The organism is Pseudomonas grandcourensis (assembly GCF_039909015.1).
Taxonomy (GTDB): Bacteria; Pseudomonadota; Gammaproteobacteria; order Pseudomonadales; family Pseudomonadaceae; genus Aquipseudomonas; species Aquipseudomonas grandcourensis.
Window position 1 is genome coordinate 4,653,804 of sequence record NZ_CP150919.1, and the last position, 21,567, is coordinate 4,675,370.

At 58.4% G+C, this 21,567-nt stretch carries 23 protein-coding genes; 8 read left to right on the forward strand and 15 right to left on the reverse strand.

Annotated features, from left to right (window positions below; genetic code table 11):
- Positions 1 to 11: 11 nt before the first annotated feature.
- Positions 12 to 452 carry a low molecular weight protein-tyrosine-phosphatase gene (locus AABM52_RS20840; RefSeq protein ID WP_347907643.1) on the reverse strand — a complete coding sequence of 147 codons (441 nt, stop codon included), beginning with the start codon at positions 450 to 452 and terminating at the stop codon, positions 12 to 14.
- A gap of 291 nt (positions 453 to 743) precedes the next feature.
- Here AABM52_RS20840 and AABM52_RS20845 point away from each other — a divergent pair, with 291 nt between their 5' ends.
- Together AABM52_RS20845 and tal are read left to right on the forward strand one after the other, a co-directional pair.
- Complete coding sequence (locus tag AABM52_RS20845; RefSeq protein WP_347907644.1) at positions 744 to 1,709, forward strand: glycosyl hydrolase family 5; 966 nt, start codon at positions 744 to 746, stop codon at positions 1,707 to 1,709.
- Between the two features lie 201 nt (positions 1,710 to 1,910).
- Positions 1,911 to 2,837: a transaldolase gene (gene tal / locus AABM52_RS20850; protein WP_347907645.1), complete on the forward strand. Its 927-nt coding sequence runs from the start codon at positions 1,911 to 1,913 to the stop codon at positions 2,835 to 2,837.
- A gap of 109 nt (positions 2,838 to 2,946) precedes the next feature.
- Here tal and rssC read toward each other — a convergent pair whose 3' ends face one another.
- The 3 genes from rssC to AABM52_RS20865 all read right to left on the reverse strand — a co-directional run bounded on the left by rssC (position 2,947) and on the right by AABM52_RS20865 (position 5,689).
- Entirely contained in the window at positions 2,947 to 3,429 is a 483-nt protein-coding gene (gene rssC / locus AABM52_RS20855) for an anti-sigma factor antagonist RssC (RefSeq protein WP_347907646.1), read from the reverse strand.
- Positions 3,429 to 4,610, reverse strand: coding sequence for a two-component system response regulator RssB (rssB, locus tag AABM52_RS20860; protein WP_347907647.1), 1,182 nt, complete (start codon positions 4,608 to 4,610; stop codon positions 3,429 to 3,431). Before rssB ends, rssC begins: the two co-directional genes overlap by 1 nt.
- A gap of 389 nt (positions 4,611 to 4,999) precedes the next feature.
- Positions 5,000 to 5,689: a VacJ family lipoprotein gene (locus AABM52_RS20865; protein WP_347907648.1), complete on the reverse strand. Its 690-nt coding sequence runs from the start codon at positions 5,687 to 5,689 to the stop codon at positions 5,000 to 5,002.
- 200 nt (positions 5,690 to 5,889) lie between these two features.
- On the opposite strand from AABM52_RS20865, the gene AABM52_RS20870 reads away from it, so the two are divergent.
- Entirely contained in the window at positions 5,890 to 6,510 is a 621-nt protein-coding gene (locus AABM52_RS20870) for an HAD family phosphatase (RefSeq protein ID WP_347907649.1), read from the forward strand.
- Between the two features lie 112 nt (positions 6,511 to 6,622).
- Positions 6,623 to 6,886 (forward strand): DUF4404 family protein, encoded by a 264-nt coding sequence (locus AABM52_RS20875; protein ID WP_008053327.1) that lies wholly within the window; start codon positions 6,623 to 6,625, stop codon positions 6,884 to 6,886.
- Between the two features lie 84 nt (positions 6,887 to 6,970).
- Here the strand turns inward: AABM52_RS20875 and queF are convergent, their stop codons facing one another.
- On the reverse strand, positions 6,971 to 7,801 hold the full coding sequence (queF, locus tag AABM52_RS20880; RefSeq protein WP_150717086.1) for an NADPH-dependent 7-cyano-7-deazaguanine reductase QueF: 831 nt from the start codon (positions 7,799 to 7,801) through the stop codon (positions 6,971 to 6,973).
- Between the two features lie 61 nt (positions 7,802 to 7,862).
- Entirely contained in the window at positions 7,863 to 8,399 is a 537-nt protein-coding gene (locus AABM52_RS20885) for a cupredoxin family protein (RefSeq protein WP_347907650.1), read from the reverse strand.
- Between the two features lie 155 nt (positions 8,400 to 8,554).
- Here AABM52_RS20885 and AABM52_RS20890 point away from each other — a divergent pair, with 155 nt between their 5' ends.
- Both AABM52_RS20890 and AABM52_RS20895 read left to right on the forward strand, forming a co-directional pair.
- Positions 8,555 to 9,235, forward strand: a complete 681-nt coding sequence (locus tag AABM52_RS20890; protein ID WP_347907651.1) for a heavy metal response regulator transcription factor — start codon at positions 8,555 to 8,557, stop codon at positions 9,233 to 9,235.
- Complete coding sequence (locus AABM52_RS20895) at positions 9,235 to 10,584, forward strand: heavy metal sensor histidine kinase (protein ID WP_347907652.1); 1,350 nt, start codon at positions 9,235 to 9,237, stop codon at positions 10,582 to 10,584. The genes AABM52_RS20890 and AABM52_RS20895 overlap by 1 nt, the downstream gene beginning before the upstream one ends.
- A gap of 106 nt (positions 10,585 to 10,690) precedes the next feature.
- On the opposite strand, the gene AABM52_RS20900 is transcribed toward AABM52_RS20895, so the two are convergent.
- From AABM52_RS20900 to AABM52_RS20910, 3 genes are all read right to left on the reverse strand, one after another.
- Positions 10,691 to 11,935 carry a lipoprotein-releasing ABC transporter permease subunit gene (locus AABM52_RS20900; protein ID WP_347907654.1) on the reverse strand — a complete coding sequence of 415 codons (1,245 nt, stop codon included), beginning with the start codon at positions 11,933 to 11,935 and terminating at the stop codon, positions 10,691 to 10,693.
- Between the two features lie 63 nt (positions 11,936 to 11,998).
- A complete protein-coding gene (lolD, locus tag AABM52_RS20905) occupies positions 11,999 to 12,682 on the reverse strand; it encodes a lipoprotein-releasing ABC transporter ATP-binding protein LolD (RefSeq protein WP_173677889.1) in 684 nt (227 codons plus the stop codon).
- A 7-nt stretch (positions 12,683 to 12,689) separates the two neighbouring features.
- The gene (locus AABM52_RS20910; RefSeq protein ID WP_007995293.1) at positions 12,690 to 13,940 is read right to left on the reverse strand and encodes a lipoprotein-releasing ABC transporter permease subunit; all 1,251 of its coding nucleotides are present in this window, start codon (positions 13,938 to 13,940) and stop codon (positions 12,690 to 12,692) included.
- Between the two features lie 94 nt (positions 13,941 to 14,034).
- Between AABM52_RS20910 and AABM52_RS20915 the strand changes: the two genes are divergently transcribed.
- Both AABM52_RS20915 and AABM52_RS20920 read left to right on the forward strand, forming a co-directional pair.
- Positions 14,035 to 14,616 (forward strand): PilZ domain-containing protein, encoded by a 582-nt coding sequence (locus tag AABM52_RS20915; RefSeq protein ID WP_347907656.1) that lies wholly within the window; start codon positions 14,035 to 14,037, stop codon positions 14,614 to 14,616.
- A gap of 14 nt (positions 14,617 to 14,630) precedes the next feature.
- Positions 14,631 to 15,353, forward strand: a complete 723-nt coding sequence (locus tag AABM52_RS20920) for a glycerophosphodiester phosphodiesterase (protein WP_347907658.1) — start codon at positions 14,631 to 14,633, stop codon at positions 15,351 to 15,353.
- A gap of 42 nt (positions 15,354 to 15,395) precedes the next feature.
- Here AABM52_RS20920 and sthA read toward each other — a convergent pair whose 3' ends face one another.
- The 6 genes from sthA to AABM52_RS20950 form a co-directional block, all read right to left on the reverse strand.
- Positions 15,396 to 16,790, reverse strand: coding sequence for a Si-specific NAD(P)(+) transhydrogenase (gene sthA / locus AABM52_RS20925; RefSeq protein ID WP_007984277.1), 1,395 nt, complete (start codon positions 16,788 to 16,790; stop codon positions 15,396 to 15,398).
- A gap of 207 nt (positions 16,791 to 16,997) precedes the next feature.
- Positions 16,998 to 18,023 carry an FAD:protein FMN transferase gene (locus AABM52_RS20930; protein WP_347907660.1) on the reverse strand — a complete coding sequence of 342 codons (1,026 nt, stop codon included), beginning with the start codon at positions 18,021 to 18,023 and terminating at the stop codon, positions 16,998 to 17,000.
- A gap of 339 nt (positions 18,024 to 18,362) precedes the next feature.
- Positions 18,363 to 18,815: a hypothetical protein gene (locus tag AABM52_RS20935; RefSeq protein ID WP_347907662.1), complete on the reverse strand. Its 453-nt coding sequence runs from the start codon at positions 18,813 to 18,815 to the stop codon at positions 18,363 to 18,365.
- 635 nt (positions 18,816 to 19,450) lie between these two features.
- The gene (locus tag AABM52_RS20940; protein ID WP_347907664.1) at positions 19,451 to 19,867 is read right to left on the reverse strand and encodes a hypothetical protein; all 417 of its coding nucleotides are present in this window, start codon (positions 19,865 to 19,867) and stop codon (positions 19,451 to 19,453) included.
- Complete coding sequence (locus tag AABM52_RS20945; RefSeq protein WP_347907666.1) at positions 19,848 to 20,942, reverse strand: polymorphic toxin type 44 domain-containing protein; 1,095 nt, start codon at positions 20,940 to 20,942, stop codon at positions 19,848 to 19,850. Before AABM52_RS20945 ends, AABM52_RS20940 begins: the two co-directional genes overlap by 20 nt.
- 191 nt (positions 20,943 to 21,133) lie before the next feature.
- Positions 21,134 to 21,556 (reverse strand): hypothetical protein, encoded by a 423-nt coding sequence (locus tag AABM52_RS20950; RefSeq protein ID WP_347907667.1) that lies wholly within the window; start codon positions 21,554 to 21,556, stop codon positions 21,134 to 21,136.
- Positions 21,557 to 21,567: the final 11 nt, after the last annotated feature.

The following is a 21,567-nucleotide window of genomic DNA, read 5'->3' on the forward strand; positions in this document are numbered from 1 at the left end:
AAGAATATTCATCAATGTCCGAGGCGCTGCGCCCATGAGCTAACAGCATCTTCAATCAATGCATGGGCATGAATAAAAGCGGCCTTTCCTTGACGATACGGATCCTGTATTTCTCGCTCGCTCTGCCACTTTCCGAGCAGAAACACTTTGCCCCTGGCATGAGAGGCAATCTTCAGTACTTGTTTTACATGCTCTTTTTCCATGACCAGAATCAGGTCTGATTCATTGACGATGTCCGGTGTAATTTGCCGCGCCTTAAACCCCTTGGCGTTGTGCCCATGGTCTTCCAGAACCTGGAGGGCCGACGGCTCCATGGCCTCGCCAACCCGCGCGGCAAGGCCCGCCGAGGTCACCGTGATCGCTGAAGGGGCCAGCGCGTTACGCAGCAAAGTTTCTGCTGTCGGACTTCGGCAGATATTGCCCACGCAGACGACAAGGATCTTTCTGAACAAGGTTACTTTCCCGTGTAATATCAATATGCCAACGTTTCGAGTGGGCTTTAGTGAACCCACAAGACCTTGCGGCACTGAGAAATAGATTCGCCCTGTTAATACAAGTGCATTAAGTACCACAGCCCCCAAAAGCCACCCAACCAGAATTACCGGACCAAAAATAACTGTGATTTTCCGGAACTGACTACCTGACAAAAAATAACATTCGTGCACTTGGCGCCCTCGCGAGCATCCAAATGAAAGTAACGAATCAACCATTGGAAAATGTCATTACCCGCCAGGAGCGCAGGCATGAAATCAGCACGCTTCAAACGGCTCACCGCCTCAACCCTGTTAATGCTGGGTGCAGCCAGTCAGGTTGACGCCAGTGACTTGTTCCCCCTACTTGCCGCCAACAAAACCATCGGCGTCCAGGTGAAGATCCAGACCTTCTCCCCCACCGACGCCGAGCAAATCAAGGCCGCGGGCTTCGGATTCGTGCGCTTTGGCGTGTGGACCAACAGTCTGGGCGGCACGGCGTATCAAAAGCAGATCAGCGATGCCTTCGCCGCGGCCAGGTCCGCCGATCTGCCGGTACTGATGACCGTACGCTCGACCAAGGCGCTGACCTCCGCGCCCGACAACACCAGCGAACTCGTTGCTGCCGGCGAGTCGTTCGCCAGTTCGGTGAAGGGGCTGGAGCAGTCATACGCCGCGCAACTCGTCGCGATTGAAATATGGAACGAACCGGACCTGGCGAAGTACTGGCCAACCCGAAATCTCGACACGACCTTTGTTCCGTTCATGAGTGCCCTGTGCAAGTCGCTGCAGGACAAGCCGCAATCGACGCCGCTGATCGGCTTTGGCTTCGCCCGGCCACCGAGTGCCGGCACGACGTCAGCATTGGCGTTGAAGAAAATCGTCAGTGAATATCCCCGATGCCTGAGTGCAATCTCCTATCACCCCTATGGCATGTCCGGCGTGCAGATCAGCAAGACCCAGGCGTTTATTCAGCAAAACTTCCATCTACCGGGGGTCATCAGTGAATGGGGCGTGCCTTCCCTCAGCTCCAACGGCGGGATCGAAGCGCAGGCCAGCAAAATCAGCACCTTCATCGCCGACGTCAAGAAGCTCGATATCCCGCTGACATCGATTTACGAGTGGAAAAACAGTGAAACGGGCAGCAATGACCGGGAGAGGAATTTCGGTTTCCTGACCTCCGACGGCCAAGCGAAACCGGCGAAAATGGCAGCCTCTACCCAGTTGAATCCGCAGTAGGACCTACGTCCACGGGGCGCTGGCGGTCAGTTGTCTGGAACCTGTGCCGCGTTTTGGCATCGTATTCATCATTACCAGGCCCCGCCTTTCAAACAACCGTTTTCAGGTTGTTGCCGCAGGGGCCGTCTATACACGTACACGCCCTTGAGTGCCTGTCAGCGCTCGGGTAATGTCATTAGACCCATAGGACAGAGCACGCCCATGACTTCCAAGCTGGAACAACTCAAACAAATGACTACCGTGGTTGCCGACACCGGCGACTTCGAAGCTATCGCTCGCGTTAAACCCGTGGACGCCACCACTAACCCTTCCCTTTTGCTCAAGGCCGCGGCCATTCCTGCGTATGCCGAGCTGCTGAACGCCAGCGTCAATGACTGCAAGGGCGATGTGGGCCTGGCCAGCGACCGTTTTGGCGTGGCCGTGGGGCAAGAAATCCTGAAAGTGATCCCGGGCCGCATTTCCACCGAAGTGGATGCGCGCCTGTCGTTCGACTCCGATGCCATGCTCAAGCGTGCGCATCGCCTGATCGAGCTGTACGACAAGGCCGGTATCGGCCGCGACCGCGTGCTGATCAAGATCGCCTCCACCTGGGAAGGCATCCGCGCTGCCGAGATCCTGGAAAAGGAAGGCATCCAGACCAACCTGACCCTGCTGTTCTCCTTCGCCCAGGCAGCCGCCTGCGCCGACGCCGGGGTATTCCTGATTTCGCCGTTCGTGGGCCGTATCTACGACTGGTACAAGAAAGCCAACGGCAACGACTACACCGGCGCGGATGATCCGGGCGTGCAGTCGGTGACCCGCATCTACAACTACTACAAGGCCAATGACTACAAGACCGTGGTCATGGGGGCGAGCTTCCGCAACCTGGGCCAGATCGAGCAACTGGCCGGCTGTGATCGCCTGACCATCAGCCCGGACCTGATCGACAAGCTGGCCGCGGATACCGGCAAGCTGGAGCGCAAACTGGCGCCAGGCCAGGCCGGTGAAGCGCGCCTGAGCCTCAGCGAATCGCAGTTCCGCTGGCTGTCCAACGAAGATGCGATGGCGACCGAGAAACTGGCTGAAGGCATTCGTCAGTTCGCGCGGGATCAGGAGAAGCTTGAGGCGTTGTTGCAGGCCAAGCTGTGATCTGAGTGGGTGAAATGCAAAAAAGGGCGAACCCTCACAGGTTCGCCCTTTTTTGTATGTGTGGTGTCTGTCAGGACGCCATCGCGAGCAAGCGCGCTCCTACAGGGGATCAATGGCGTTCGAGCGCATTCACCAGGTCATGGAAGGCTTCACGATTGGTATCGTTCAGGCCCATGAGGATCTTGTGCGCTTCGAGCACCTTGATCCGCACCACTTCTTCGGACTGATCCTGGTCTGGCAGGTCGTCCAGGCATTCCGGGCACGGCACCGGCTGGTCGACGATGTTGAACACCTGCTCGAAGCCCATGGACTGCAACAGACGGGTGATGTCTTCGTGGGTGGTGACTACGGTCGGCAGCAGGCCGACCTTCTGCCGCGACAGGATCGACAACTTGGCCAGCAGGCCAAGCGTGGTGCTGTCGATGCTGCGGGTTTCGGTCAGATCGATCACGATCGCGTTGAAATTCAACGCGCTGAAGATCCGCTCGATAGTCGCATCCAACGCCGAACACAGGGTCAGGCGAACTTCACCGACGAACTTCAGGACAAACGTGCCATCCTGCTCGGCGAACTGGATTCTACCGGTACTCATCAAAGATTCCTGCTCAACACCAACAGGGCGATATCATCCGGCATCTCCCCTAGCGTGGCCAATCCAAAAACCTGCCGCAACCCATCCAGGGTGCCGCCCGCAGCCTTGACCCGTTGGGGCAACGCCGCCTCTTTTTCTTTGAGTGTGGGTTCTGGCAAAAGATCCAGAATGCCATCAGACATCAGCGTCAGGCTGAACGTCGGCGGCAATTCCAGCACATGGTCTTCATAGGTGGCTTCGTTGAAGAGGCCTACCGGCAGACCACGCCCTTCCAGATAACGAACACTGTCTGGCGTGTACAACACTGGCAACGGCAGATGACCGCCGATGCTATAGGTCAACAAACCGGTCTCCTCGTCGATGACTCCACCGACCATTGTGACGTGTTTACCCAGCTTACAACTGATCAGGCCCCGGTTGATATGACCAAGAACCTCTGAAGGCTTGAATTCCGGCAAGGTGCCGCTGCGCTTGGATTCGAACAGCAGGCGCGTGGTCATGAACTTCAACAGCACGGTGACGAAGGCTGAAGAGGCGCCGTGACCGGAAACGTCCGCCAGGTAGAAGGCTACCCGGCGCTCGTCGACCCGGAAGTAGTCGACGAAATCACCCGACAGGTACAGCGACGGGATGATCTGGTGAGCAAACTTGAACTCATCGATGGTCCAGGGACTGACCGGCAGCATGTTCATCTGCACCTGGCGACCGGCGTTCTGGTCCTCCTGGAGCAGATTCAGGCTGGCTTCGAGTTCGCGGTTGGCCTTCTCCAGCTTCTCGCGGTAGCGCTGGTTCTCCAGCAGCAGACGCGCACGATCCAGGGCCCGGCGCACAGAGTGCTCGAGCACAGCCAGATCTTCGAGAGGCTTGATCAGGTAGTCCGCCGCGCCCAGGCGCAGGGCTTCGACCGCGTCGTTCATCACGCCGGCACCCGACACCACGATCACCGGCGTTTGCGGCGAACGTTCGGTCACCTGGCGAATGAGTTCGAGTCCGCCCATCTGCGGCATGCGCAAATCGCAGATGACCAAGTCGGGCTTGTCTTGCTCGAATACCTGAAGACCCTGCTGACCATTGCTGGCCTGCAAGACGCTGAAACCACTGTCGTCCAAATAGGCGGCGAGGCTCGCGCGCACTACTTCGTCATCATCGATTATCAGCAGCGTGGCACTGGTTTTTGGCATGTGGGCAAACGGCGCCAGAATTAGGTTGGCGTAGCAGGCGGGGACTTTGGCCCGGCACAGACTACTGGATTCGCTTTCTAGCCTCTCTGTCGCACCGTTTTCGGGCATTTGCCCTACACACATGTACACCAGAGGTGCCCTTCTAAGGCGCAGACGGTACTCCCATCCGCGGGGCGTTTCAAGCTCACGCCGATGGTCGCTTGACGTCTTTATTTGTCAAATCACCGAGAGTTATAAGAACAGGCAAATCCGTAACCCAATGGAAGGTTCGAACCCACGAGTCAAACCGCTCGGGACTACAGCGAAATGCGCGATTTCATCCGCATGCGGGTCTTCGCAGACAAAAAAGGCGGCTTTGATGGCCGCCTTTTTCAGTTTACCGGTCGAGATCAGAAATCGTCTTCGACCTGACCGTCTTTCACCTTGAATTCACGGTTCTGCAAGTACGCATTACGGATGAAGGTGTACTTGTCGCCGGTGATCAGCTTCTCGCTCGACAGCAGGTTGGCACGGGTATCGACGATGTCCAGCGCGTAGAAGGAGTTACGCACCGGAATGTCGTTTACGTAACGATAAGCACCGGTGTAGCTGTCGACGTACTTGGACGGCGCATCACGCAGGGTGCTTGGCCCCAGCAGGGGCAGCATCACATAAGGGCCGCTGCCGACACCCCAGTAACCGAGCGTCTGACCGAAGTCTTCGTCATTGCGCTGCAGGCCCATTTTGGTGCCGACATCGATGACGCCCAGCAAACCGAAAGTGGTGTTGAAAATGATTCGTGCGGTATCAACGCCTGCGGCGCGAGGCTTGGCCTGCAGGATATCGTTGGCCAGGTTGCGCACATCGCCGATGTTCTGGAAGAAGTTGTGAACGCCGTCTTCGACAAACTGCGGCGTCACGTACTGGTAGCCCTGGGCCAGGGGTTTGAGCGCGTAGGTGTCGATCACGTCGTTGAACTTGTAAATCGGGCGGTTGACGCTTTCCCAAGGATCCTCTTCCGTGGCTGCCTGGGCAACGAACGGAACCAGCATCGCACTGGCGCATACACAAATCCTGGCTAGATGATTACTCCAGCGCATAGAAAAAACTCCTTGGTTTGTACTGGCTCGGGCGCCTGGCCCGGGCAATAAGTTGGCAAGTATAAGACGTAAACGCCGTTTAAGGCACTTTGCACGAAATCCACACCTTAGGAATCGTGCCAAATGTGAGCGATTCACATCCATGTCATTCAACTGTCACCGTCGCCCGCTAGCCTTCAGGCTATTTCAGGGACGTCCACATGCCGCTCGCCGAAGCCTTGCCCCAAACCGCACCCAGCCTGACCGCCGTACTGTTCGGCCTCAGTGGCTGCCTGGTGGATTTCGGCGCGCACACGCACCGGCACGGCAGCCACTCGGCCGAACACGCCGAGGCCACACCCGGCGCGCTGGATAGCCTGCGCAGCTTGCAGCGCCAGCAAATCCCCTGCGCCTGGCTCGATGAACTGCCCCCTGCCCTCAGTCAGTCCCTGGCCGCGGCGCTGCCGGAATGGATCAAATCTTCGCAACATGCAGTAACAAACAACCCATGGCCCGCCCCGAATGCCTGCTGGCAAGCCTTGATGACCCTGAACGTCGAGCGACTCGACGGCTGCGTGCTGGTGAGCGGCGAACCCCGCTTGCTGCAGGCGGGGCTCAATGCCGGGTTGTGGACCATCGGCCTGGCGTCCTGCGGCTCGCTGTGCGGCCTGGCGCCCGAGCAATGGCAAGCCTTGACCTCGCAGGAGCGCGACATCAAGCGGGCCAAGGCGACGATGCAACTGTTCGGCCTGGGCGTGCATTCGGTGATCGATCACCTCGGTGAACTCGACACCTGCCTGGCCGATATCAGCTTGCGTCGGCTCAAGGGCGAAAAGCCCTGATCGAGATCATGCACGTTGGGCGCGAGTGGATTAATCTAAAGGTCAGGCATCGACCTTTGGCCTGTCGCCATGGTCTATGCCAGTGCCTATCGATTAAAGAAGGAAGAACGCCATGCCTGCCCGCGAACTGCAAGAACAGCTCAATGCCCTGCGCGAGCAATTGGAACAGAATCCTCCATTGTCTGAAGCCGAACGCGCCGAGCTACACGAACTGATGCAACAGATCGAGTTGAAGCTTGAGCTGGAAACCAAAACCCAGGATTCCAGCCTCGCCGATGGCGTCAACCTGGCCGTGGAGCGCTTCGAACTCGAACACCCTACCCTTGCCGGCACCCTGCGCAACATCGGGCAGGCCTTGGCCAACATGGGGATCTGAACCCTGCTGATGCAAAAAAGCCCCGCTGGCGATAGCGGGGCTTTTTCGTTTCTGCGCTTGGCAATGCTATCCCACATTAGATCTTCATTGACGGACCAGGCGATGGTTCGGCAGTTGAACCTCTTCAGTGCTGCGGTACGGGTTGATATCCAGCCCGCCACGACGCACATAACGCGCATACACTGTCAGTTTCTCCGGCTTCAGCAACCGCTGCAGGTCAAGGAAGATCCGCTCTACACATTGCTCATGGAAGTCCGAGTGCTGGCGGAAGCTGACGATGTACTCCAGCAGGCTGGCGTGATCCAGCGCCGCGCCACGGTACTCCACCGCCACGCTGCCCCAGTCCGGCTGGCTGGTGACCGGGCAGTTGGACTTGAGCAAATGGCTGTGCACGCTCTCCTCGACAATGCGCGAATCATCGCAACGCAGCAGTTCCGGCCGTGGATGCTCGTAGTTGCTGACGCTGATATCCAGTTCATCGATGCACACGCCCGGCAAGGCCACGACGCCTTCGCTCTCGACATCCTTGAGGCTGCGAATGCGCACGCCCACCGGCTTGCCGGCAGCCGCCGACAAGTCCTTGGCCAGCGTCGCCTCAAGGCTCGCGGTATCGGCAAACGGCGTCTGGTTCAGGGAGTTGAGGTATAGCTTGAACGACTTCGACTCGATGATGTTCGGCGAATCCGCCGGAATGCTGAATTCGCCGATCGCCACCACCGGCTTGCCCGACGGCAGCAGCCAGGACAGCTCGAAGCAGTTCCAGAAGTCCACGCCTTTGTACGGCAGGGTTTGCGCCGTCAGGCCCAGTTCCGCCCACTTCGCGGTGCGCGGGATCGGGAACAGCAAAGACGGCGTGTAGGTGGCGATGTATTCGCTGGACTTGCCCAGCGGCGAGTGTTCGGCTGCGGGATGCATGGCGGAAACCTGACTGAAGAATCAGCGGATTCTATCAGCCTTTGCTCCCGCCTTTGAGTGCTTACTGACTGACAGTCAGTTTGCCGACCATGCCGGCCTGGTAATGACCGGGGATATTGCAGGCAAATTCAAGGCTGGTGGTCTTGCTGAAGGTCCAGGTCAGCTCGGCGGTCTTGCCCGGTTCCACCAGCACGCTGTTGGGGTCATCATGCTGCATGCCATGGTCCATTTTGCTGTGATCCATGCCGGCCATGTTGCCGTGGTCCATTGTCTTCATGCCGGTCGGCGTCAGCATGCCGCTCTGTTGCATCTGCAACATTTCCTGCTGGTGTTTGGCGTGCATCGCCGCATCCCCCAGGTTGAATTCATGCAACAACTTGCCTTTATTGACCAGCACGAAGCGCACGGTTTCCCCGGCCTTGATGTCGATGGCCTGCGGCGTGAAGGACATGTCACCCATCACTACCTCAATGCTGCGGGTCGCCTTGGCCGCCGGGGCCGGCTGACCGAAATCATAGGTATGCCCGGCGTCGGCCCACACCGGCGAACTCAGCGCCAGCAAACACAGGATTTGCGCCACGGATTTGCGTAAAAACATCGTCATACTCCAACAAGATAAGGCTCAGCATGGGCAAAACTCTAAACTGCTGCCACTGCCCGCAACCTGACAGCCAGATTACAACTTTGTCAGGTTGCCCTGTGCCAATGCTTGCCACGGTATAAAGCGTTCGTTCCACTTGCCAAGAGTCGCCCATGAAACTGCTGATCGTCGAAGACCAACCGAAAACCGGCCATTACCTGCGCCAGGGCCTGGCCGAGGCCGGGTTCAACACGGAACTGGTGGCCGATGGCACCACCGGCCAGCAATTGGCCCTCAGTGGTGAATATGCCCTGCTGATTCTCGATGTGATGCTGCCAGGACGTGATGGCTGGCAGATTCTGCAAGCGGTGCGCAGCGCCGGCCTGGACACGCCGGTACTTTTTCTGACCGCCCGTGACGCCGTGGAAGACAGGGTTCACGGCCTCGAACTGGGCGCCGATGACTATCTGGTCAAGCCGTTTGCCTTCTCCGAACTGCTGGCCCGGGTCCGCAGCCTGTTGCGTCGCGGCAGTGCCACGCCTCAGGAGACCAGCCTGCAACTGGCCGACTTGCGCCTGGACCTGATCCGGCGCCGGGTCGAACGCAACGGCCAGCGTATCGACCTGACCGCCAAGGAATTCGCCCTGCTGGAAATGCTCCTGCGCCGCCAGGGCGAAGTCCTGCCCAAGTCGCTGATTGCGTCCCAGGTCTGGGACATGAATTTCGACAGCGACACCAATGTCATTGAGGTGGCGATCCGTCGCCTGCGCCTGAAGATCGACGATGAATTCCCCAACAAGCTGATCCATACCGTGCGCGGCATGGGCTACGTCCTTGAAGAGCGCCCCGCCTGATGCGCCGACTGTCCTTGAGCAACCGCCTGGCGCTACTGTTTGCCGCGTGCACCGCCGTGGTGTCGTTGTTCGCCGGGGTGCTGTTCAGCCGCGCCAGTGAGGCGCACTTCGTTGAACTCGACCAGCAACTGCTGGACGGCAAGCTGATTGGCTTGCGTCGGGCCCTGCACGACCTTCAGTCGAGTGACAGCGAAGTGAAACTGGCCGAGGAACTGAGCCGCCAGGCTGACCTGTCCCTGCGAATCACCGGCAGCGACGGCCGGCGCTGGTATGACAGTTCGACCAACATTCCCCAGGCACTGCCGCACCTGCCCGGACTGTCGACGGTGAGCCATGAAGGCACGGATTACCGCGTCCTGAATGCACCGCTTTTCACAGACAAACCCGAGTCACCGCAACTGACCCTGCTGCTGGACATCACCCACCACCAGCACTTTCTGCAACGCATGCAGCATTTGATCTGGCTGACCGTCGGCCTGTCAGCCCTCGCCACCGCACTGCTGGGCGCCTGGGCGGCACGCAGCGGCTTGCGCCCGTTAAGGAGGATCAGCGCGGTGGCCAGCGGTGTTTCCGCGCAGTCGCTGAACTCGCGTCTGCCTGAAGAAAACATGCCGCCGGAACTGGCGGAAATGGCCCACAACTTCAACGCCATGCTCGGACGCCTCGACGACTCGTTTCAGCGTCTGTCCGCGTTCTCCGCCGACATCGCCCACGAACTGCGCACGCCATTGTCGAACCTGCTGACCCACACCCAGGTCACGCTCACCCGCCCTCGCCCCATCGAGGACTACCGCGAAGCCCTGCACAGCAACCTCGAAGAGCTGCAATGGATGGCGCAATTGGTCAATGACATGCTCTATCTGGCGAAAGCCGATCACGGCTTGTTAATGCCCAAATGCGAGCCACTGGAACTGGCGGAGGAAGCGGATCTGCTGCTGGAGTTCTTTGCGCCGCTGGCCGAAGACGCGCAGGTAAAACTGAGCCGTGACGGCAATGCCCGCATCGAAGGTGACCGCAGCATGTTGCGGCGAGCACTGTCGAACCTGCTGGACAATGCGCTGCGGTTCACGCCGGTCGATGGCGAGGTTCGGGTGCGAATCGTCGATCAGCCAAAACAGTTGCGCCTGAGCGTTGAAAACACGGGTCAACAGATTTCCGAAGATCTATTGCCGCGCCTGTTTGACCGGTTTTACCGGGCCGATCCGGCGCGTCGTGAAGGCAGTAGTGAACATGCGGGATTGGGGCTGGCGATCACCCAGTCGATCATCCGCGCCCATGGCGGGCAGATTCGTTGTGAATCGGAGAAGGGGTGGACGCGGTTTGTGATCGAGTTGCCAAGGGGGGAATGAGACCGGCAGTTCCGGCCTCTTCGCGAGCAGGCTCGCTCCCACATTAGATCAGAGTCAACTCGGTCAATTGTGGGAGCGAGCCTGCTCGCGAAAGCGGTATATCAGATTACGAATAGCGCAACGCGTGAGCCGGCTCAATCTTCGCCGCCCGCCAGGCCGGGTAAACCGTGGCCAGGAAGCTCATGACAAAGCCCGCCGTGCAGATCAACGCCACATCCGCGCCTTGCAGCTCGGACGGCAAGTTGCTGACGAAATACACGTCGGAACTGAAGATGTGCTGCCCGCTGACCCGCTCGATCCAGCCCACGATCTGGCTGACGTTCAGCGCGGCAATCACCCCCAACACACCGCCAATCAAGGTGCCGACGATGCCGATCACCGTGCCCTGCACGATGAAGATCGCCATGATCTGCCGTGGCGTGGCGCCGATGGTGCGCAGGATCGCGATGTCCGCGCCCTTGTCGTTCACCACCATGATCAGGGTTGCGATGATGTTGAACGCCGCCACCGCGACGATCATCAGCAACAGCAGGCCGATCATGGTTTTTTCCATCTTCATCGCGCTGAACAGGCTGCCCTGGGTGTGGGTCCAGTCGTCAGCCTTGTAGGCGGCGCCCAGCCCCGTGCCGATGTCGCTCGAGACTTGCGGCGCGGCATACAGGTCCTTCACCGCCAGGCGCACGCTCTGCACCTGATTTGGCTCCCAGTGCTGCATCTGCGCGGCATCGGCCATGTGGATCAGCGCCATGGTGCCGTCCAGTTCGGCGCCCACCTTGAACACGCCGACCACATTCAATCGTTGCATGCGCGGGGTGATGCCACCCGGCGCATTGCTGACTTCTGGCACGATCAGGGTGATCTTGTCACCGACGTTCAAGCGGAAGCGGCGCGCCGTGATCTCACCGATCACCACGCCGAACTCGCCCGGTTTCAGGGCTTCAAGGCTGCCCTGCACGATGTGCTTGGCGACGATCGACACCTGGCCTTCCAGCGCCGGGTCGACACCGCTGACCTGGATCGGCTGCATCGTGCCCTTGTAGGACAGCATGCCCTCCATCTCGGTGAACGGCACCGCCGCCGTCACTTCCGGGTTTTTCATCGCCGCCGCTGCCACGGGCTTCCAGTCATCAATCGGATTGACGCCGACGATGGTGGCGTGCGGCACCATGCCGAGGATGCGCGAGCTCATTTCGCGCTGGAAGCCGTTCATCACCGACAGCACCACGATCATCGCCAGCACGCCGAGGGCGAGGCCGATCATCGAGGTCATCGAGATGAAGGAAACAAAGCGATTGCGGCGCTTGGCGCGGGTATAGCGCGTGCCGATAAAGATCGATAACGGTCTGAACATTCGCTGGGGCACCGTATGGAAATAAAAGACCCGACGCCTTTTCAGACATCGGGTTTCAGCCAATCAGATAGGAGTGAGGCAACCTTCCTGCAAATGCAGGACGCGATCCATCTGGCGGGCCAGGTTCATGTCGTGGGTCACCACCAGGAACGCCGTGCGCATCGAGGTGCTGAGCTCCAGCATCAAGTCCTGGATCCCCTGGGCGGTATGGGAATCGAGGTTGCCGGTCGGCTCGTCGAGCATCACCAGGCCCGGGTTGTTCACCAAGGCGCGGGCGATTGCCACGCGCTGACGCTCACCACCGGACAGTTCGGCCGGCTTGTGTTCCAGGCGATGACCCAGCCCTACCCGCTCCAGCAACGCCGTGGCACGCTGACGCGCTTCGGGGATCGCGGTCTTGCCGATCAGCAAAGGCATGCAGACGTTTTCCAGGGCGGTGAATTCCGGCAGCAGGTGGTGGAACTGGTACACGAAGCCGAGGGCGCGATTACGCAGCAGGCCGCGTTTCTTCTCGCTCAGCGCCGACAGCTCTTCACCGTCGAGCCAGACGCTTCCCTTGGTCGGTGTATCGAGGCCACCCAGCAGGTTGAGCAAGGTACTTTTGCCCGAGCCCGACTTGCCGACAATCGCCACACGCTCCCCCGGGTGCAACTCCAGTTGCAGGCCGGCCAACACTTCCACCGATTCCGGGCCTTCCTCGTAGGACTTGCCCAGGCTGCGGCAGCTCAAGATTGCTTTATCACTCATGCCCGACTCACTCATAACGTAGCGCCTCCGCAGGCTGGGTGCGCGCGGCACGCCAGGCTGGATACAGGGTGGCGAGGAAACTCAGGACCAACGCCGCAGAGCAGACCATCACCACATCCTGGCTCTGCACCTGCGACGGCAGGTAATCGATGAAGTACACGTCGGCGTTGAGGAACTTGTGCCCGATCAGGCCTTCGAGGGCCGAGATCGCGGCGCTGACGTTCAGCGCGGCGAAGATCCCGACCACGGCGCCAATGGCCGTGCCAACCACGCCAATGACGGTGCCTTGCACCATGAACGTGCGCATGATCGTGCCCGGCGTGGCGCCCAGCGTGCGCAGGATCGCGATGTCGCCCTTCTTGTCGTTCACCACCATCACCAGCGTGGAAATGATGTTGAACGCAGCGACGGCAACGATCAGCAGCAACAACAGGCCGATCATGGCTTTTTCCATGCGGATCGCCTGGTACAGGTTGCCGTGGGTGCGGGTCCAGTCGCGGGCGTAGAAGCGGTCTTCGCCGAGATCGCGGGCGATGCTCCACGCAGTACGCGGTGCCTGGAACAGATCGTCGAACTTCAGGCGCAGGCCCTGGACCTGATCCGGTTTCCAGCGGTGCAGCCGGGCCAGATCCTGCAGGTTGGTGACGCCAAGATAGCCATCGAGCTCACCGGCACCGACATGGAAGATGCCGACCACGGTAAAGCGCTTCATGCGCGGGAACATCCCGGCCGGGGTCACGGTGACTTCGGGCGCGACGAAGGTCAGCTTGTCGCCGATGGCCGCACCGAGCTTGGCCGCGGCCTTGTCGCCGATGACGATGCCGAACTCACCCGGCACCAGGTCGTCGAGTTTTCCCTGGGTCATGAAGTGATCGATGATCGACACCTGGCGCTCTTGTGCCGGGTCGATTGCATTGAGCAGCACTTTCGAGACCTTGCCGTTGTTGGTCAGCAAACCCTGCATTTGCGTAAACGGCGCCACGGCCGTCACTTGCGGGTTCTGCTTGACCTTGGCGGCCAGGCTTTGCCAATCGCTGATCGGCTCGCCGGACTCGATGGTCGCGTGGGGCACCATGCCCAGCACGCGGGTGCGCATTTCATGATCGAAGCCGTTCATCACCGACAGCACCACGATCATCACGACCACGCCAAGGGCGAGCCCGATCATCGAAGTCAGGGAAATGAATGACACAAAATGATTGCGACGCTTTGCACGGGTGTAACGCGTGCCGATAAATACGAAGAGAGGTCTGAACATGTCGGGGCTTGTTCGGAGGGAAAAGGAACGTCCTTGTGGCGGGGGTCGATAACCAGCTTTACACTCAGACCACCGCCGCTACCATGGGTTCGCCATGTCGACATTAGATGAAGAAGATCGCCGCGAATACTACCGTATCGAGGATACGATCGCACTGGAAATTCGGCCCCTGTCCGCTTCTGAAGCCGCAGGCCATGAAGTGTTGCAGGATGCTTCCCCTCTCTTCAACTTGCTCAGCGAACTGCACCTGAGCGAATTCGAGTCGCAACACCTGTTGCGCCAGATCAGCGAACGCGACCGCACGACCGCCGCATTCCTCAAATCCCAGAACAAACGCATCGATTTGCTGAGTCAGGTCGTCGCTCTGACCGTGCTCGGGCAGATCGGCGAACCGCAGTCGGTGATCATCTCCGAAGGCGGCATCGACTTTCAGCATCCATCGCCCCTTGCCGTCGGCGCACGCCTGTCGGTCAAGCTGGCGCTGATGCCGCAAGCCCTGGGCCTGCTGCTGCGCGCCCGCGTCACCCATTGCGACCGCAAGGGCGAGGGCTATGACGTCGGTACCGAGTTCGAACACCTGACCGACGCCCAGCGCCAACTGCTGGCCCGTCACATCTTGCAAAAGCAGGCCCAGGAACGACGCCTGGCCCGCGAACAACTCGAATCAGGCAATTAAATTAAGGAAGAACCGTGACCCTCATCTACGGCCATCGCGGCGCCAAGGGCGAAGCACCGGAAAACACCCTGACCAGCTTTCAGGAATGTCTCAAGCACGGCGTGCGTCGCTGCGAACTGGACCTGCACCTATCCCAAGACGGCGAGTTGATGGTCATCCACGACCCGACCCTCAAGCGCACCACGGACCGTCGCGGCAAGGTCGTCGAACACACGGCGGCCGAGCTGGTGACGTATGACGCACGCCAGGGTGGCCCGGGCTGGATCAAGCCGTGCCCGATTCCGACGCTGGAAGAACTGTTCGAGAAATGCGACTTCGATCACTGGCAACTGGAAGTCAAAAGCGCATCAAGGATGCGTGCCGCGACCACCGTACTGGCGATTCGCGAAATGGTGCAGCGTCATGGACTGATGGACAAGGTGACCATCACTTCGAGCTCCCGTGAAGTGCTCAAGGCAGCGCTGGAACTGGTGCCGGACGTATCCCGCGGGCTGGTGGCCGAGTATGCCTGGCTCGACCCGCTGAAGGTTGCGGCCAGCTATGGCTGTGAGATTCTGGCGCTGAACTGGACCCTGTGCACGCCGGAACGCCTGCAACGGGCGCAGCGTCAGGGGCTGCATGTGTCGGTATGGACCGTCAACGAGCCCGCGCTGATGCGCAGGCTCGCCGACTTCGGCGTTGACAGCCTGATTACAGACTTTCCCGGTTTGGCCACTGCCACGCTCGAGAATTGCTGAAATCGGTCTCCCCGGCCGGCTCAGGCCACCGGCCGGAGCCCGTCAAAAAAGCCGGTTGAGGCCGTCGTACGCGGCTACCCGATAGGCTTCGGCCATGGTCGGGTAGTTGAACGTGGTGTTGACGAAGTACTTCAAGGTGTTCAGTTCGCCCGGCTGGTTCATGATCGCCTGACCGATGTGCACAATCTCCGACGCCTGATAACCGAAGCAGTGAACGCCCAGTACTTCCAGGGTTTCACGGTGGAACAGGATCTTCAGCATGCCTTGCGGCTCGCCGGCGATCTGCGCCCGCGCCATGCTCTTGAAGAAGGCCTTGCCCACTTCATACGGCACCTTGGCCTGGGTCAGTTCCTGCTCGTTCTTGCCGATCGAGCTGATCTCCGGAATGGTGTAGATGCCGGTCGGCACGTCATTCACAAAGCGCCAGCTACCGTTATCGACAATGCTGCCGGCGGCCGAACGACCCTGGTCGTGGGCGGCACTGGCCAGGCTTGGCCAGCCGATCACGTCACCGGCGCCGTAGATGTTCGGCACGCAGGTGCGGTACGCCTCGTCGACTTCGATCTGGCCACGGCTGTTGACCTTCACGCCGATGTTTTCCAGACCCAGCTGATCGGTGTTGCCGGTACGGCCGTTGCACCAGAGCAAGGCGTCGGCCTTGATCTTCTTGCCGGACTTGAGGTGCAGGATCACGCCGTTGTCCACGCCTTCGACGCGGTCGTAGTCTTCGTTGTGGCGAACCGTGATGTTGTTGTTGCTGAAGTGATAGCTCAGAGCCTGGGAAATTTCCGAGTCAAGGAAGCTCAGCAGCTGGCCACGGTTGTCCACCAGTTCGACCAATACACCCAGGCCGCTGAAGATAGAGGCGTATTCGCAACCGATCACGCCGGCGCCGTAAACGATGAGTTTGCGCGGGGTGTGACCGAGGCTGAGGATGGTGTCGCTATCGTAGATGCGCGGGTGGTGGAAATCGATGTCCGCCGGGCGATAAGGACGAGAACCGGTGGCGATGATGATGTGCTTGGCCACCAGTTTTTCGACCACGCCGTTGGCGCAGACCACTTCGATGGTTTGCTCGTCGGCGAAGCTGCCGGTGCCGAAGAACACGTCGACGCGGTTACGGGCGTAATAGCCGGTACGCGAAGCGACTTGTTTGGAGATGACTTTCTCGGCGCTTTTCAACACGTCCGGGAACGAGAACCAGCGCGGCTCACCAATGGCTCGGAACATCGGGTTGGTGTTGAACTGCATGATCTGCCGCACCGAGTGACGCAGTGCCTTGGACGGGATGGTGCCCAAGTGAGTGCAGTTGCCGCCGACCTGGCGACGGCTATCGACCATCGCCACCTTGCGCCCTGCCTTGGCGGCGTTCATTGCCGCGCCTTCCCCCGCCGGGCCGGAACCCAACACCACCACGTCGTAGTTGTAGACAGCCATGCGTACTCCTCAGAACAGGCCGCGGCACCCTCGGCACCTGCGGCTAAATCACGCCAATGCGTGGCATGAAGGAACAATTTGGGGCCAGTGCAGAACCCGGACACAGTCTATAGAAGCGTCAACGCCGCGCACATTAACCCTTGGTCGCGTCGTAGGCTACTTTTGCCTGCGCTACAACGCCAGTTTTCAATGCTCAAATCGCCGAAATCATTCGGTTTTTTTGCCACTGAGGCGTTCAAAAGCGTGATTGCTGCGTGTGACGAAACCTGTATCGGCACGAATCACAAAAAATGCGCCGATATCGTGTTTTTCTGCGTAGTCCCAACCGCGCTCCGGACCGAGAATCAGCAACAGCGTCGATAAGCCATCGGCCATCAACGCTGAAGGATGAATCACTGTGACGGACGCCAGTGTGTGTGAGACCGGAGAACCGGTGCGGGCATCAAAGGTGTGGGAAAAACGCTGGCCGTCCTGCTCGAAATAATTCCGGTAGTCGCCGGAGGTAGACAGGCCATAGCCGTCGACGACAATGACCCGCTCGGCCACCTGCCGGTCATCCCGCGGCTCCTCCAGGGCAATGCGCCATGGCGAGCCATCAGCCTTCTTGCCGGACGCCTTGAGCTCACCCGTGGCCTCGGCGAGGTAGTCATGGATGCCCATCGCCTCGAGTCTTGCGGCAATCGTGTCCACCGCATAACCGGCGGCGATGCTGTTGAAGTCGACCTCGACGGCGGCGTCCTTGCACAACTGGTCGCCATCGATGCGCAAGTGTTCATGGCCGACGCGCTTGCGGGCTTCGGCGAGGGCTTCGGCGGTCGGGACTTTTTCCCCGCGGGCTTGTGGGCCAAATCCCCAGAGATTGAGCAACGGTTCCACCGTCAGATCGTAGGAACCGTCGCTTTGCACTGACAGTTGCTCGCCCACGCGGACCAATTCGAGGATCGACGCCGGCATAACCTGACAGCCGTTGACCGGCAATGCATTGAAGCGCTCGATGTCCGAGTCGCTGCGGTAGGTCGACATTTGCCGGTCAATGTCAGCAAGGATCTGCTCGACCTGGACGCGGACTTCGTCCGGCGCCGGAAGGCCGGCATGGCGCACATACTTGATCGAGTAAGTGCTGCCCATGGTCGGGCCGCCGAAGCTTTCCAGAGCGTCGCCATTGCCGCAGGCGGACAGCATGATGATCAGAGCCCCAAGGCCATGCAGCCGCCACTTGAACAAATCCTGCATCTCCAAGAATCCCTGACACGCCGCCAAGGCTAGCCATTATGCGACAGAACTGTAGGAGCGAGCCTGCTCGCGATGAGGCCATCACATTCAGCATTGATAGTCCTCTCAGACCGCTATCGCGAGCAGGCTCGCTCCTAAATTGGACGGCTGGTGTGATCACTACCGCGCAAACACCACCAATCCCTGTAGGAGCGAGCTCGCTCGCGATGGTCGTCAACGATAACGCGTGCTTACCAGTTAAACGCAGCGCTCTAGGCTGCATCATCGAAACGCCGCCCGGAGCAAGCTCGCTCCTACTAAATACTTGACCGAACAGCAACGGCTGCAAACGGGGGCTTTTCATGGAGTCGCGTTATCGGTGACGCATTGTCTTAGTCGATCCGAATCCGTGCCACTGCCTTCGCTGAGATCAATGTCGCCGTTGGCATCGAGGTAGATGTGCGTATTGGACCATGTCGGGGTGATATTTACGCAGTGCCGGAGATCTTTATCATTCCACCAAGAGATCTCCATGAAAAACTTCTCACCTGGAAACAAGACCCCATGATCCCGTGTGCTGCTGCCTGAAGGGAGGCCTCCTTTGTAAATCCGGTGTTGCACACTCCAGATGAACCGCAGTTCGTCAACGCCGTTCTTGGAGTAATGGACGATTGCGGTAGGCAGCACAATAATTCGCCAGAGGACAATCAGCAGAAGCACCAGCAGGAGCAGTAATAGCGGTAGCAACGGAATCCATAGCCACTTAATGTAACGTGATCTTGGTTTACTTACAGACGTGGACACGAACTCCATCCCCCCAGCTCTCTTTTGGAACTGCCAGCACTTTATTCATGATCATCTGCGCCGTTATCACACCTTCAGGGTGCTGATTGGCGAGCTTTATACCGATGTTTATCGACACTTTATCATCCCATGTTCACAATTCAGTCCAAGGGCCGGCCGTAGAATGAGTGCCGGAGCGTTTTCTTTTTTGATGTTGTACTCATTGCCGAGGGCATTCCGTTAATCGATCTGAATCGGTTGCACTAGCGTGACCGCTATCGAGAACTCCATCTGCTCCAATATATATACTGGTCGTTGGCCACTTAGGACTTATCCTTACGCAATGACTTTTCCCAGAGACAGTCCAGTCGAACTGCATAAAAAAATTATAATCTTTAAAAATATGGCCGGGGCCTCCTGTAGATTGGCCAGGGGAGATTCGCCCTCGAAATATATCGTGCTGAGTATTTAGAACAAAACTCAACTGCCCGCCCCCCACCTCTGAGAAATAGACTTTCACCCTCGGCACGGAGACATACCAGACAAAATACATCAGAAGCAATATTGCTAGCAGTCTACGTTTAAACAAAAGCAGCACCCTTTTTATTTGCATTTGGGGATACTGATAATCTTGTGAAACCGATCCGCTCTGAACTTGGCGTCTTTCAGGGGCTCGCGGTATCTGTGATACATTGTTTCAAGCGATCCGAATCAGTGTCGCTGCCTTCGCTGAGATCAATATCACCATTGGCATCAAGATAGATATCCGTATTAGGCCACTTCGGAGTTATGTTCACACAGTGAGCACGAACATTTTTGCTCCACCAGGAGATTTCCATAAAAAAATTATCATCCGGAAACAGGTGACCATTATCGACTGTGCCTCCGCCGGGCTGCATCCCTCCTTTGTATACCCGATCTTGGACATTCCAGATGTATCTGAGCTCCTCCCTTCCGCTCTCGGAATAGTGAATATTAACCGTAGGTAGCGCAATATCCCAGTGGGTGATGGCCAGATACACAATCGGAATCCATAACCACCTTTTAAAAGATTGACCTCTTTTACGTGCAGGAGTGGTCACGAACTCCATCTCCCCAGTTTTCGGGTGCGACTGCCAGAACTTCGTTCACGATGATTTCCGCTGTTACTCCGCCGTTTGCGTATTGACTGGCGAGTTTCACACCAATACTTATCGCCACCCTATCAGCTACATCGTCAAATGCCCGCAGTCCGTCAACTAGACTCGCAGTTAGATGCGGACCTGGGTATTTCTTACGGTCTTCAATCCACCTTTTTGTGTCCGAACCAATTTGTTCAACTCCCGCACCATCCAACAATACGCTTTGTGAAAGCCCACCTGCTATGCCGATGTACCCATAATGGATGTTCGACCAAATATCGTAGTAGTAGTCATATCGGCCTTGCTTGTGCCAGACGTCATCGTTGTACATCGCCCGCAGTTTCGGTTTGTGATCCCACTCCATGTTTTGACCCACTTGTTTAGTCCAGATCGCCATCGCCTCTAGCTTATTCATCAATGCAATTCCGTTGAAATTCGGTGGTCCAGCCAGTCTGGCGTACCAGGGTAACGCCCGAAATTTCCTGGCTTCCGCGCTGCTGTCGTAGCTCATCAGCTCTTTCATTTTCAACACGGACGGATGCTTGATGTTCCTATTCATCTCACTTGTGATGTAGCTGGCAAGCTCTTCCATCTGGTCTGGATGGTTACAGGCTTCGCTTCCACCAAGGTCGCCGGGTTGTGCAGAGATTTTATCTGCCAAGCTCATATCAACCACCTTAGGCCTGGCTGTAAAGCTGTTTTCAGCCGGAGCCGCCGGTGAGCCTGCAGCCCTGGTGGCCGGCTGTGCAGGGCTTGCGTTGCTTTGATACGTGGCTGTAATTACGGAGGGAATTAGCCGAGCTTTGCAGGGGCAATTACTGTAACTGTCCAGCGTGCCAGCCATGGGTTTTCCATGGCTGATCATGTACGAAATGCCACCGACTATCCGATACGTCTTTCCGTCCTTTCCACACGTGACTCGATCACCATCGCAGGCATGCGCAACGCCATACATCATGATCCGGGTATCACCATCGAGAACTTTTCCACCGCAGGTGGTTCGGTCATTCAGACCGATGAAATGTCCTTCTTTCATTGAGTTTCTTCTCCATTACTTCCGGCCGCCACCAGAAGGTTTACGGCCATGGGTTGCGACCGTCAGCTGCGTTAGCATTTAAGCAACGCAGCACTGAGACAGCCTTGGGCAGCGCCAGACCTCGTCACTCAGTCCGCGACTGATGGCAAAAAATCTTCGACCTTCGGTACACCTTCGCGCGCAATAAACACTTAGCCGCCTTGCGGCGTATTGATGATCTCATCGCCATTGCTGAGCACGCTGCCGACCAGCGCCACATCATTGTTGTCTTGCCCTGCGCTGGTGATGATTTGCGCCGTACTGCCATCGGCATACAGGACGTAGTCGCCTTTTCGCGCTACGCGCACCGACCGTCCATTTTCCAACTTGAATTCCAGCGGCCCTGTCCCTTGCTGGATCACCCCGCCGTTACGGGTCTGACTGCCCTCGGTTGCGCACCGGAAGATGGCGATAGCAGGATGAGTGTCGATGTAAGTCTGCTGTTGACGCACAGCCACTTGGGCTTGCTCATGGAATTGCGCAATTTGCTGCTCAGTGAAGTGTGGATTGTCCAGACTGCGCAGATACTCTGGGGAAACATCGTTGGTATACAAAGGCTGCAAAGGTGCATTCATTTCAAAATCCT

Coding starts and splice junctions, on each gene's coding strand:
- AABM52_RS20845 (WP_347907644.1), top strand. CDS start 744: ATGAAATCAGCACGCTTCAAACGGCTCACCGCCTCAACCCTGTTAATG.
- tal (WP_347907645.1), top strand. CDS start 1,911: ATGACTTCCAAGCTGGAACAACTCAAACAAATGACTACCGTGGTTGCC.
- rssC (WP_347907646.1), bottom strand. CDS start 3,429: ATGAGTACCGGTAGAATCCAGTTCGCCGAGCAGGATGGCACGTTTGTC.
- rssB (WP_347907647.1), bottom strand. CDS start 4,610: ATGCCAAAAACCAGTGCCACGCTGCTGATAATCGATGATGACGAAGTA.
- AABM52_RS20865 (WP_347907648.1), bottom strand. CDS start 5,689: ATGCGCTGGAGTAATCATCTAGCCAGGATTTGTGTATGCGCCAGTGCG.
- AABM52_RS20870 (WP_347907649.1), top strand. CDS start 5,890: ATGCCGCTCGCCGAAGCCTTGCCCCAAACCGCACCCAGCCTGACCGCC.
- AABM52_RS20875 (WP_008053327.1), top strand. CDS start 6,623: ATGCCTGCCCGCGAACTGCAAGAACAGCTCAATGCCCTGCGCGAGCAA.
- queF (WP_150717086.1), bottom strand. CDS start 7,801: ATGCATCCCGCAGCCGAACACTCGCCGCTGGGCAAGTCCAGCGAATAC.
- AABM52_RS20885 (WP_347907650.1), bottom strand. CDS start 8,399: ATGTTTTTACGCAAATCCGTGGCGCAAATCCTGTGTTTGCTGGCGCTG.
- AABM52_RS20890 (WP_347907651.1), top strand. CDS start 8,555: ATGAAACTGCTGATCGTCGAAGACCAACCGAAAACCGGCCATTACCTG.
- AABM52_RS20895 (WP_347907652.1), top strand. CDS start 9,235: ATGCGCCGACTGTCCTTGAGCAACCGCCTGGCGCTACTGTTTGCCGCG.
- AABM52_RS20900 (WP_347907654.1), bottom strand. CDS start 11,935: ATGTTCAGACCGTTATCGATCTTTATCGGCACGCGCTATACCCGCGCC.
- lolD (WP_173677889.1), bottom strand. CDS start 12,682: ATGAGTGATAAAGCAATCTTGAGCTGCCGCAGCCTGGGCAAGTCCTAC.
- AABM52_RS20910 (WP_007995293.1), bottom strand. CDS start 13,940: ATGTTCAGACCTCTCTTCGTATTTATCGGCACGCGTTACACCCGTGCA.
- AABM52_RS20915 (WP_347907656.1), top strand. CDS start 14,035: ATGTCGACATTAGATGAAGAAGATCGCCGCGAATACTACCGTATCGAG.
- sthA (WP_007984277.1), bottom strand. CDS start 16,790: ATGGCTGTCTACAACTACGACGTGGTGGTGTTGGGTTCCGGCCCGGCG.
- AABM52_RS20930 (WP_347907660.1), bottom strand. CDS start 18,023: ATGCAGGATTTGTTCAAGTGGCGGCTGCATGGCCTTGGGGCTCTGATC.
- AABM52_RS20935 (WP_347907662.1), bottom strand. CDS start 18,815: ATGGAGTTCGTGTCCACGTCTGTAAGTAAACCAAGATCACGTTACATT.
- AABM52_RS20945 (WP_347907666.1), bottom strand. CDS start 20,942: ATGAAAGAAGGACATTTCATCGGTCTGAATGACCGAACCACCTGCGGT.
- AABM52_RS20950 (WP_347907667.1), bottom strand. CDS start 21,556: ATGAATGCACCTTTGCAGCCTTTGTATACCAACGATGTTTCCCCAGAG.